The organism is Microbacterium sp. K35, from assembly GCF_004794375.1.
Classification (GTDB): Bacteria; Actinomycetota; Actinomycetes; order Actinomycetales; family Microbacteriaceae; genus Microbacterium; species Microbacterium sufflavum.
This window is the reverse complement of sequence record NZ_SSDM01000275.1, coordinates 1-10,849: the sequence shown is the minus strand read 5'-3', so window position 1 is coordinate 10,849 and position 10,849 is coordinate 1. Positions and strand designations below refer to the sequence as shown.

General features: G+C 71.0%; 11 protein-coding genes. 3 read left to right on the top strand and 8 right to left on the bottom strand.

Annotated elements, in window-relative coordinates; translation table 11 throughout:
- Positions 1-808, top strand: an 808-nt coding sequence (locus DW299_RS10600) for a M23 family metallopeptidase (protein ID WP_446724795.1), incomplete at its 5' end; no start/stop codon positions are given.
- Positions 809-854: 46 nt separating this feature from the next.
- Positions 855-1,247 carry a hypothetical protein gene (locus tag DW299_RS10595; RefSeq protein ID WP_136036557.1) on the top strand — a complete coding sequence of 131 codons (393 nt, stop codon included), beginning with the start codon at positions 855-857 and terminating at the stop codon, positions 1,245-1,247.
- A 12-nt stretch (positions 1,248-1,259) separates the two neighbouring features.
- On the opposite strand, the gene DW299_RS10590 is transcribed toward DW299_RS10595, so the two are convergent.
- The 7 genes from DW299_RS10590 to DW299_RS10560 all read right to left on the bottom strand — a co-directional run bounded on the left by DW299_RS10590 (position 1,260) and on the right by DW299_RS10560 (position 8,190).
- The gene (locus DW299_RS10590; protein WP_136028766.1) at positions 1,260-1,889 is read right to left on the bottom strand and encodes a DUF1684 domain-containing protein; all 630 of its coding nucleotides are present in this window, start codon (positions 1,887-1,889) and stop codon (positions 1,260-1,262) included.
- A 33-nt stretch (positions 1,890-1,922) separates the two neighbouring features.
- Complete coding sequence (locus DW299_RS10585; RefSeq protein ID WP_136036556.1) at positions 1,923-2,807, bottom strand: helix-turn-helix transcriptional regulator; 885 nt, start codon at positions 2,805-2,807, stop codon at positions 1,923-1,925.
- A 45-nt stretch (positions 2,808-2,852) separates the two neighbouring features.
- Positions 2,853-4,019, bottom strand: a complete 1,167-nt coding sequence (locus DW299_RS10580) for a Gfo/Idh/MocA family protein (RefSeq protein ID WP_136036555.1) — start codon at positions 4,017-4,019, stop codon at positions 2,853-2,855.
- Positions 4,016-4,852, bottom strand: coding sequence for a carbohydrate ABC transporter permease (locus DW299_RS10575; protein WP_136036554.1), 837 nt, complete (start codon positions 4,850-4,852; stop codon positions 4,016-4,018). Before DW299_RS10575 ends, DW299_RS10580 begins: the two co-directional genes overlap by 4 nt.
- Positions 4,852-5,739, bottom strand: a complete 888-nt coding sequence (locus tag DW299_RS10570) for a carbohydrate ABC transporter permease (protein ID WP_136036553.1) — start codon at positions 5,737-5,739, stop codon at positions 4,852-4,854. The genes DW299_RS10575 and DW299_RS10570 overlap by 1 nt, the downstream gene beginning before the upstream one ends.
- 55 nt (positions 5,740-5,794) lie before the next feature.
- Positions 5,795-7,174 (bottom strand): ABC transporter substrate-binding protein, encoded by a 1,380-nt coding sequence (locus DW299_RS10565; RefSeq protein ID WP_205814372.1) that lies wholly within the window; start codon positions 7,172-7,174, stop codon positions 5,795-5,797.
- A 203-nt stretch (positions 7,175-7,377) separates the two neighbouring features.
- Positions 7,378-8,190, bottom strand: a complete 813-nt coding sequence (locus DW299_RS10560) for a sugar nucleotide-binding protein (RefSeq protein WP_136036552.1) — start codon at positions 8,188-8,190, stop codon at positions 7,378-7,380.
- A gap of 53 nt (positions 8,191-8,243) precedes the next feature.
- Between DW299_RS10560 and DW299_RS10555 the strand changes: the two genes are divergently transcribed.
- Complete coding sequence (locus tag DW299_RS10555; protein WP_168443117.1) at positions 8,244-9,281, top strand: FUSC family protein; 1,038 nt, start codon at positions 8,244-8,246, stop codon at positions 9,279-9,281.
- A gap of 59 nt (positions 9,282-9,340) precedes the next feature.
- Here DW299_RS10555 and DW299_RS10550 read toward each other — a convergent pair whose 3' ends face one another.
- Positions 9,341-10,660, bottom strand: coding sequence for a hypothetical protein (locus DW299_RS10550; protein ID WP_136036551.1), 1,320 nt, complete (start codon positions 10,658-10,660; stop codon positions 9,341-9,343).
- Between the last annotated feature and the right edge of the window lie 189 nt (positions 10,661-10,849).

The window sequence follows — 10,849 nt, the reverse complement described above, 5'->3', positions numbered from 1 at the left end:
GACCACCCCCGCACCGACCGGATCCCGCACCGCCCGCACCCCGCGGATCCCGCGGGTCTCGCGGCGTCCGCGGCTGACGGACCGCCCGCGGGGCCGGGGCGCATCGAAGATCAAGGCGCTCGGTGCCGTCCTCGCCGTCGGCGTCATGGTCACCGGGGCCGCCCTCCCGGTGCTCGCCCCCGGGGGCGACCACGCCGTGGCGACCGTCGCCGGTGCGGCAGCGCTGAAGGACGCCGCCCAGTCGTACACGGCCACCGACGCCATCCGCGCCACCATCTCGGCGCGCGGCTCCTTCGCGGCGACCACGCCGGAGGAGATCAAGGAGACCCACGCCCGTGCGGCCGCAGCCGCGATCGCCGCGGGCATGCCGCTCAGCAGCGCGATGGACATCCCGATCGCCGACCGCGTCGTGATGCCGATGGCCGACGGCTCGTACTCGTTCACCGATGGCTTCGGGGCCGCCCGACCGGGCCGGTCGCACCTGGGTCAAGACTTCGCCGCCGGCATCGGCACCCCCATCAACGCCGCCATGAAGGGCTGCGTCTCGCGCTCCACGGAGAGCTATCAGGGCTACGGCGTCACGATCCAGGTCGAGAGCATCGTGAACGGCCAGGCGGTCAGCACCGTGTACTCGCACATGAAGAACGGCACGCGCGCCGTCGAGGTCGGTGACTGCGTCGAGGCCGGCCAGTACCTCGGCGACGTCGGCTCGACCGGCTACGTGTTCGGCTCGTGCCTGCACTTCGAGGTGCACATCAACACGGTCGCGATCGACCCGCTGCCGTGGCTCAGGGACAACGTGAGCTGACCGCGGCGCGCACGCTCCCGCGGTCCGGCGTCCCTACGATGGGATCATGCCGCCCGTCGACACCCTCGCCCTCGTCGGCGAGGTGCTGTCCTGGATCGGGCTCGGCGTGGGGGTGCCGCTGCTGCTGATCGCCCTGCTCATGCGGCTGGCCGAGGGCCCGTGGCTCCCGGTCGACATCGCGATCATCGAACGCGACGGCGCCACGATCGCCCGGTGGTTCGCGGGCGGCGACTTCCACGAGCGACCACTGCGCCACGGCGAATCCTCGACCGCGGACGACGGCTTCACCACGGGCGTCGTCAGCAGCCACAACCCCGCCAGGGCACGGGTGGGCGAACCGCCGCACGCCCGGCGCGTCGTGCGCACGCTCGGGATCGTGTTCACCGCGGTCGGGGTGCTCGGGCTGATCGGCTCGTTCGTGCCGCTGTTCCTCGGCTGACGCGGGCGCGGTCTATGCCCCGTCGTACCGCTCCCCCACGGGAACGGCCACGGGCAGCACGTTCCCCGGAGGTGCGAGCGGGCAGGCCCACGCCGGGTCGTACGCGCACGAGGGGTTGTACGCGAAGTTGAAGTCGAGCACGATCGTGCCGCGCGCGGCGTCCCCGCCCAGGTCGGCACCCTTGATCGTGTCGAGCAGGTAGCGCCCACCGCCGTACGTGCCGCCCGGATGCCCGGCTGATGCATCGCGCACCGGCACGAACAGCCCGCCGCCGTACGAGCGCAGCCGCCACACGTCGAGGGTTCCGGCGTCGGGGACCTCGACCACACCGACGCGCTCGAACGGCACCAGGCCGTCGGTACCCGTCGCGAACTCGAACGCCGCCGGCTCCGCCTCCAGGATCGGCAGTGCGAACCGCCACTGCGGGTCGTACGGCGCGATCGGCAGCCCCTCGAACAGCACCCGATCCTCCGGCAGCAGCGGGGTGGCCGGGTGGTGCAGCATCAGCTCATCGCGTTCGATGCGCCACAGCTCGTGCGCCTCCTCCGGGGAGTCCGCGCGGCGCACGGCCTCGTACAGGGCGAACACCCGCCGCCGCCAGTCGACCACGTCCACCGCCGCACGGGCGCTCGAGCTCGTCATCACCCCAGGCTAATTCGCGTCGCGCGGGCGGGATCAGGTCTGCGCGGTCAGGCGGCGATACTCGGTCGGGGTGACCCGCAGCACCTCGCGGAAACTGCGGGAGAAGTAGTTCGCGTCGGGCAGGCCGACGTCTTCCGCGATGCGCGCGATGGGGTCGTCGCCGAACGCGAGCCGCCGCGCGGCGATCGAGATGCGCGCCTCGCGCAGGAACGCGACGATCGTCTTCCCGGTCTGCTCCTTGAACGTGCGGCGCAGCGTGGACTCGCTCATGTGGGCCAGCGCGCACAGGGTCGCGACGTCGGGCGTGCGGCGCACGTCCAGCAGCAGGTGGTCGACCACGCGGGCGATGCGCGGATCCCTGGCGCGGACGGGCGCCCGCACCCCGCGGCGACGCGACGGGGGCGCGACCGTCACCCCCCGGTCGGCCATCAACTCGGCCGTGGTGCCGAGCACGACGGCCAGGTGACCCGAGGCGAGCAGCGCCCGGCCCGCGGACGCCCCCTCCCACGCGTCGATCACGGCGTCGAAGTTCGCGCGCACGACGGGGTGCGCCCCCGCGTCCGACACCGCCGGCACCGCGATGCCGACCGCGACGCTGCCCTGCGCGTCGAGCGAGGCGGAGAACCGGATCGAGCCGAACACGAAGTCCGACGACGTGGCACGGCAGCTCAGCACGGCACCCTCGTGGATGAACACCAGGTCACCGGCGGACACGCTGTGCCGCGCCCCGTCGAACGCGATCTCCCCCGTGCCGGAGTGGACCAGCCGCAGGATCGAGTACGGCAGCTCCGACGGCGGGAACGTCCAGGGAGCGGGGAAACGGAACGCCTCGGCGTGCAGCACGCTGAGCCGGATCGCTCCCACCGTCACCCTTTCCGCGGCAGCCGCTCCGAGCGACGACCAGGTCGACTCCGTCACGCCGCCGACCCCACCTCGATGTCGCGATCGTATCGGCCTGGCAGGTCAGGCGTGCGCACGGGCGCCCTCCAGGATCTCGGCGATGCGCACCTTGCGGTCCTGGGCGAGCGACAGCGTGAGGGCGTCGGCGGTGGCGATCGACGACCGCGCCGCGGAGCCGTCGGTGAGCGCGGCGAACTCGGGCTCCGTTGCGGCACCGGTGAGCAGCCCGTGGAAGTATGCGGTCTCCTCCTCGACGATGCCGCTCAACCACAGCGGCGGCGTGGTCTCCGGGTTGCCGTACATGATGCCGCCGTCGGTCGAGCTGGAGGCGTAGATCGCCGTGCGCTGTGCGTCCTCCTCCTCGCTGCGGTGCAGCAGGAAGCGCTCCTCCCGGCCGGAGTGCCGCACCGTCACACCCGTGTCGGTCATGTCGATGCGGGCGGCGCCGAGCGTGCCCTGCACCAGCAGGTAGTGCTCGGGCCAGCGGAACGCGGAGCCGTACTCCAGCGTGGCGAACGCCCCGCCGGGGAACTCGAGCGTGATGAGGAGCAGATCGTCCTCGTCGCCGAACTGCTCGCCGCGGTGCGCCACGTTGCCGCCCACCATGGTCGCCGTCTCGGGGACGCCCAGGAGGAACTGCACCACGTCGAGCTCGTGGATGTGGTGGTAGAGGTGTCCGCCCGACAGCTCGCGCCGCTTCTTCCACGAGATGGACGGCTGCGGCTCCTCCCACCCGTTCCGCGCGGCGCGGCAGTACACGATGTCCCCCAGCACCCCGTCGGCGACGAGCCGCTTGACCCGGCGCACGCCGTTCATGAAGTTCATCACGTGACCCGACATGAGCAGCACCCCGGCCGCGTCCGCCGCGTCGACCATCGCCGAGCAGTCCTCGAACGACAGCGCCATCGGCTTCTCGCAGAAGATCGGCTTGCCGGCCTCCGCCGCCGCGACCACGGCCTCGCGGTGCGCCCAGTTCGGCGACGCGACGATCACCGCGTCCACGTCGTCGCTCCGGCACAGCTCCTCGATGCTCGTGGTGGCGACCGCGCCGAACTCCCGCACGGCCCCGGCGGCGTTCTCCGGGTCGAAGACGCGGGTGATCGAGGCGCCCGGCAGGCGGTCGAAGCCCCGACCGAGCGCGAGCCCGAAGTAGCCGGAGCCGACCAGGCCGTAGCGCACCTCCTCGCGGGGCTCGGGGCGGGCGGTGGACGATGCGACGGATGTGTTCATTTGACGGACCCCTCCGAGAGCCCGGCGGCGATGTGGCGTTGGATGACGAGGAAGAAGACGACGGACGGCACGACCACGACCACGGACGCCGCGAGCATGGCGCCCCAGTCGAGCACCTCGGAGCCGCTGAGGGAGTACAGGGCGACCGTGATGGGCATGCGGTCGCTGCTGTTGATGAACAGCAGCGCGAACAGGAACTCGTTGAACGAGTTGATGAACGTGTAGATCGCGGTGGCGACGATGCCGGGCGCGACGATGGGCGTCGCGATGGTCGCGAACACGCGGAACCTTCCGGCGCCGTCGACCTGCGCGGCCTCCTCGATCTCGACCGGGACGGTCTGGTAGAACGCGGTCAGCATCCACACCGCGTACGGGATCGAGAAGGAGAGGTAGGCGAGCACGAGCCCGGCATACGTGTTGATCAGGCCGAGCGAGATCATGATCAGCGTGTACGGCACCGCCAGCAGGATCGGCGGGAACATGTAGGTGCTGATGAGTATCTGCGTGAGCTTCTGCCCGACGCGCGGGAAGAAGCGCACGATGCCGTAGGCGCACGTCGAGCTCACCGCGATCGTGACGACGGTGGTCGACAGGGCGATGAACAGGCTGTTGCCGAGGTTGTTCAGGATGCCCAGGTCGAACAGCACGCGGGTGTAGTGGTCGATCGTGAACGAGTCGGGCCAGAAGCCGATCGGGTCGGTGGCCAGCTCCCCCGAGCTCTTGAAGCTCGATGTGATGATCCACACGAGCGGGAACACCGACACGACCGCGAGCACGGTGAGGAACAGATAGGCGGGGGCGGCGGACAGGCGCCGCAGGGTTCTCGTCGACATCAGGCGTCCTTCCGGTCCCAGCGGTTGAGCAGTCGGAAGGCCAGGCCTCCGAGGAGCAGCAGGAACACGAGCAGCAGCACGGTGATGGCGGAGGCGACGCCGAGCTGCTGCAGCCCCCAGCCGGTGCGGTACGCGAAGATCGGCAGGGTCTCGGTGAGCCCGGCGGGGCCGCCGCCGGTGAGCAGGAACAGCAGCTCGAAGTTGTTGAACACCCAGATGCTGCGGAGGATCACGAGCAGTCCGACCACCTTCTTCACGTGCGGGAGGGTGATGAACGCGAACCGCTGCCAGGCGTTCGCGCCGTCGACGGTGGCGGCCTCGAACTGCTCCGCCGGCACGGTCTTGAGCGCCGCGAGGATGTTCACCATGAACAGGGGCGCCCCGAACCAGATGTTGATGGCGAGCACGGTCAGCATCACCGCGTCGGGGTTCGACAGGAAGCTCACGTTCTGCGCGGTGAGGCCGAGCCGCGTGAGCAGGTTGGGCAGGAAGCCGTACACGTCGTTGAGGATCCAGCGCCAGCCGAACGCGATCACGATGGCCGGGAACGCCCACGGGATGATCAGCAGCGTGCGGAACAGGCCGGTGAGGTGGCGGATGCGGTTGAGGGCGATCGCGGCGACGAACCCCACGAGGAGCTGCCCGGCGATCGACGCGACGGTCCACAGCAACGACACCCGGAAGGCGTTCCAGAACTGCTCGCTCTGCAGCACGGCGACGAAGTTGTCGATGCCGACGAAGTCGACGGCGGGGCGCAGCAGGTGGCGGTTGGTGAAGCTGTAGACGACGCTCGACACCACCGGGTAGAAGAGCAGCAGGACGACGATCAGCAGCGACGGCGCGACGAACAGCACGCCGGTGAGATGGACGGTGCGGCGGGAGCGCATGATCACGGGGGACCCGGGGTCCGGTCGCGCGGGGCGACCGGACCCGGGGCGGGGCTCAGAACGAAACACCGGACGAGACGAACAGCTGGTTGAGCTGATCCTCCGCCGCCTTCGCCGCGGTCTCGACGTCGGTGCCGTTGAGGACGATGTCCTGCAGCATCTTCTCGATGACGGCCTGGCTGGTGAGGATGCCGGACTGCACGAGCGGACCCGTCTCCATGCCGATGGCGGTCCCGGCCGGCACGGCCTCGCTGATCACGGCGACGCTGTCGGCGTGCCGCTGCAGGGTCTCGTCGTCGAGGTAGGCCTCGTTCTCCGCGATGTCCTGCAGGGACGGCAGCATGCCGCCCGGCACCGAGTGGAGGAAGTCGATGTAGTCCTCGTCGCGGTAGAGGAACTCCAGGAACGCCTTCGCCTCCTCCTGCACGTCGCTCTTCTCCCAGACGACGGTGGCGATGTTGGAGGTCTCTCCGCCGTACACCTCGTCACCGGCCTTCAGGCGCGGCAGGGGGGCGGCCTTGATCACCGACTCCAGCTGCGGCGAGGTGCCGACGACGCCGGAGATCTGGAACCCGGAGTTGAAGTCGAACGCGGTCTTGCCCTGGTAGAACAGCGTCGCCTGGTCGAGCACGTTGTAGTTGACGCTGCCCTCCGGCGAGGTCTTCTCGTACATGTCGACCCAGTACTCGATGCCGTCGATGGCCGCGTCGGAGGTGAGGTTGGCGCGGCCGTCCTCGTTCAGCAGGCTCTCGCCCGCCGACTGCAGGTAGAAGTTGAGGAAGCGCGTGCCCATCAGGTCGTTCGTGCCCATCGGGACCGCGAGCCCGTACTGGTCGGGACCGGTGGTGAGCGCGACGGCCGCCTCCTTCAGCTCGTCCCAGGTCTCCGGGACGTCGAGGCCAGCCGCTTCGAGCAGGTCGGCGCGGTACCACATGACCTGGGCGTGCGAGTAGATCGGCAGCGAGTAGGAGACACCGTCGAGGGTGCCTTCGCCGAGCGCCGCCTCGGTGAACCGGTCGCGCCCGATCGCGTCGATCACGTCGTCGACCGGGGCGAGAGCGCCCACGTCGATCATCTGCACGACCTGGTTGGGCTGGGCGGTCGACAGGTCGGGCACCTGCCCGGCCGCGAGGCCGGTGGTCCACTTGGTCTGGAACTCGCCCCAGCTGAAGGTCTCGATGGTGATGTCGACGTCGGGGTGCTCGGCCTCGAACTCCTCGGCCATCCGCTCCATGTACTCGGCGCGCGGGCCCTGCGTGAAGCTGTGCCAGAAGACCACGTCGCCGCTGAGCTCGCCGTCTCCTGCTGATGCATCGGAGTCGGGGCTCGTGCCGGCGCAGGAGGCGAGAGTCATGACGCTCACCGCGGTGGCCGCGGCGAGGGTCATGGTGCGCAGGCGGGCGCGCGTTCCCTTATCGGGGTAGGGGAAAGCCATGAGGAACTCCTTTGTTGCTGGTGCATAGCTCGGACACTCCGACGCTAGATATCAGACGTCAGACAAGTCAATCCGAGCGCACGGAGATCGCTCGATCACGGCGGGTGGTGACCGTTCTGTGCTAGCACCAGACGGTCACCCTGGCGCGTCCTGGGGTCGGCCTCCCGGCCGGTCCACACCCCAGAGCCCCGATCTGGCGGGGGTCAGGCGCCGCGCTCGAGCATGTCGGCGTAGCCGTCCTCGAACGACGGGTAGTCCAGGTGGCCGAGCAGCGAACGAAGCAGAGCGCCGTCGTAGACGAAACCGTTCACGCTGCCGCCGTCGTCGGGCGGCACCGGCAGCCCGAGGCGCGCGGCGAGGAACGCCACGACGTCGCCCAGCGGGGCGGGAGCCGCGTCCACCGCGTGCACGAGCGACGGCGGCTCGGGCATCCGCAGCAGCAGGTCGAGCGTGCGGACGAGGTCGGTCTCGTGGATGCGGTTCGTGCGGCGCCGGGGGTTCACGGGTGCCCCCTCACGCACGCGGCGCACCAGGAAGTCGCGCCCCGGACCGTAGATGCCCGCGGGCCGCACGACCACGGCGCCGAAGAGGTCGACCGCAGCGCGCTCACCCTCCCGCAGCCCGCGACCGCGGTCGGTGACCGGCTCCGGGGCGTCGCGCTCGGTGAGCGGGGTCGGGCTGCCCGCACCGTCGAACACCCCGGTGGACGAGACGAAGACCGTGCGCGCGGGCCGGGAGAGCAGGGCCGCGGCGAGGTGCGCGAGCACGGACGGGTACGCGGAGGCGCCCGTGCCCGGCGGCAGCGTGACCACCACGGCATCGACCGCGGGCAGGGGCTCGGGCAGCGGGGCGGCGAGATCACCCGCGACGCCGGTCACCCCCTGGGGCAGGGGCCCGTCGCTGCGGCGGAGGGCGACGACCTCTCCCCCGTCCGCCACCAGCCGCGGGGCGAGCCGCGCGCCGAGCTTGCCGAAACCGACGAGCAGCGTGCGGTGAGGAGGTTGCGGGGCGGTCACCCGTCCAGCCTCCCACGGCGCGGGGGCCGCGGGCGCGGACGTAGGCTGGATCGGTGGCGGAATCGCAGGGGCGGGTGTGGACGGGGGTCCTGCGCGTCGGCCCGCACCGCGGCGACCACCGCGTCGCGATCCGAGCCGCCGTGAGCGTCGCCGTCCCGCTGCTCGTGCTCTGGGCGCTCGGCCGGCTCGACCTCAGCATCTACGCGAGCTTCGGCGCCTTCGCCGCGCTCTACGGCCGCCACGACGAGTTCCGCGACCGCATCCGCATGCAGGCCAGCGCGGGCGGGGTGCTGCTCGCGGCGATGCTGATCGGCACGGCGCTGTCGGTCCTGGCCGCCCCGACGGTCGTCAGCGTGGTCGTGGTGGCGCTCGTCGCCGCCGCCGTCACCCTGCTGGCGTACACGATGCAGTGGCACCCACCAGGGCCGCTGTTCACGGTGTTCGCGACCGGGGCGTGCGCGACCATCCCCGCCACCGCCGGCTCGTTCGGCTCCGTGCTGCTGGTGGGCGGGGCGAGCGTGCTGTTCGGCCTGGCCCTCACCGCGCTCGTCGCCGTCGCCACGCGGACCACGGGAGAGGGAGCGCCGAAGGTGCGCCCCACCGTGGGTCCCGTCGCGGTCGAGATGGCGGTCTCGGTCGCCGTCGCCATCGTGGGCGCCGGGATCGCGGGGCTTCTGCTCGGCGGCACGCACTGGTACTGGGCGGCGGTCGGTGCGGTCGCGGCCGTGAGCGGCGCACAGCTCAACGCCCGGATCATCCGCGGCATCCAGCGCCTGGTCGGCACACTGCTCGGGGTGCTCGTCGCCGCCGGGGTGCTGGCGCTCGACCTTCCGCCGATCGCCGTGATCGCCCTGGTCGTGGTGCTGCAGGGAGTCGCGGAGCTGTTCATCGGCCGCAACTACGGCATCGCGATGGTGTTCGTCACCCCGCTCGCGCTGCTGATGGTGCACCTCGCGGCCCCGACCCCGGTCGACGCACTGTTGACCGACCGCGTGCTCGAGACCCTCATCGGCGTCGCGGTCGGCACCGTGGTCGCCGTGGTGTCCGCCGCGCTGCGCCGCCGCCTCGGCCGCCGCCTCACCCGCCCCTGACCCCTGACACACAGGAGCGCCGCACCCCGAGGGGATGCGGCGCTCCGGTGTCGGTGCCGTCAGGTGCCGGGGTAGGCGCGTAGGCGAGCGGACCCGTCGGGGTTGATCGTCACCGAGCCGCCCGAGCACGGCGGATTGGACTTGCCCACCACGTACGGCACGAGCAGGCCATCGAGCCTCAGCGGTGCGTACACGGCGTCGCTGTTCTCCTGATCGAGACACTGGGCTGTGGAATCGTTCCAGTTCCAGTACTCGACCCACGACGCCTGGGGTGAGATGAGCGCACCCTGCTGCGGCACGAACAGGTTGCCGATCGAGAAGCTCGTGCCGTCGGCCGTGTCGGTCACCGTCGAGTTCCACCAGCCGGGGCGTCCGGGGATCTCCGCGACGCGGAAGACATACGTCCGACCGGTGGTCCACGGACGGAACACCCGGACGGATCGGCCGGGCGCACCGTCGGTGTCGCCGGCCATCACCCCGTGCAGGCTCGGATTGACCTCGGCGTCGGTCGCCCCCCAGAGGGAGAAGAGCCATTGCCTTCCGTTCGTGTTCCCGTAGGTCTGCACGCCGGTGTAGCCGCCCGACGTTCCAGAGATCCCGAACTGGTGGCTCCAGAAGATGTTCGCGGTCATCGTCGGCATCACCCGCAGCAGCGTGCTGAACTCGGCGACTCGGCCCGCGGCCGTCGCGCGGGGGTACGCGTAGAGCCCGGGCACTCCGGTTCCGTTCGTGTCGGCCTTCGGGTCCGGGGGCACGTCCACGATCCGGAAGGGCGATGAGAGCGCCCGGTGATGCGCGGCACCGGCGCTGAACGAGCTGGCCGACACCAGGTCGGCCACGAGCACCGTCTGCGCGTTCCATCCCGTCGGGACGGCGGCGTTGCTCACCCCCGCCACCGAGAACGTCAGGTCCGCCGGCGCTGCGAGGTCGCGCGCGAGGCGGTAGACCGCGTACGCGAACTTCCGCGAGCCGGTGTTCGGGTTGTAGTTCTCCGTGTAGTACTCGTCGGGGTCTCGCACCCAGAGGCTGTCCGAGGTGCTCGCTCCGACGGCCGGACCGCGGAAGAAGGCGAAGCCCGACGGGAAGATCCCGGCGTCCGCGCCGATGAACAGGCGGGATCCCGCAGGAAGCGAGACCCCGGGCGCCAGCTGCAGACGGAAGCGCGCCTCCAGCAGGTAGTTCTCCGGCCATGTCGGATCGCCGGTGTCGCGATCGCTCCCCGCCGGAGGCGAGTCGAAGCCGACGAACGACACGGTCACTCCATCCGGGACGGAGTCCGCGGCCGCGGAGACCGGTGCGGCGGTGGAGGCGAGCGCCGCCATGGCCACCCAGGCCGCGCTCTTGGCGAAAGTCCGTCTGCTGATTCCTTCGGTTCCCATGAGAGGGTCCCCCTATCTCGGGTCGATCTTCGCCGGTCGCGTTCGACCGGCCCCCGCTCGGCCTCCGCAGGATGCCACGGCGTCAGAGAGCCCACCTGACCGCTCGCTGATTATTCTCCGGACGGTCGCCCCCTGACCCCTGACACACAGAAGCGCCGCACCCCCGAGGGGATGCGGCGCTCCGGTGTC

Coding starts and splice junctions, on each gene's coding strand:
- DW299_RS10595 (WP_136036557.1), top strand. CDS start 855: ATGCCGCCCGTCGACACCCTCGCCCTCGTCGGCGAGGTGCTGTCCTGG.
- DW299_RS10590 (WP_136028766.1), bottom strand. CDS start 1,889: ATGACGAGCTCGAGCGCCCGTGCGGCGGTGGACGTGGTCGACTGGCGG.
- DW299_RS10580 (WP_136036555.1), bottom strand. CDS start 4,019: ATGAACACATCCGTCGCATCGTCCACCGCCCGCCCCGAGCCCCGCGAG.
- DW299_RS10575 (WP_136036554.1), bottom strand. CDS start 4,852: ATGTCGACGAGAACCCTGCGGCGCCTGTCCGCCGCCCCCGCCTATCTG.
- DW299_RS10570 (WP_136036553.1), bottom strand. CDS start 5,739: ATGCGCTCCCGCCGCACCGTCCATCTCACCGGCGTGCTGTTCGTCGCG.
- DW299_RS10565 (WP_205814372.1), bottom strand. CDS start 7,174: ATGGCTTTCCCCTACCCCGATAAGGGAACGCGCGCCCGCCTGCGCACC.
- DW299_RS10550 (WP_136036551.1), bottom strand. CDS start 10,660: ATGGGAACCGAAGGAATCAGCAGACGGACTTTCGCCAAGAGCGCGGCC.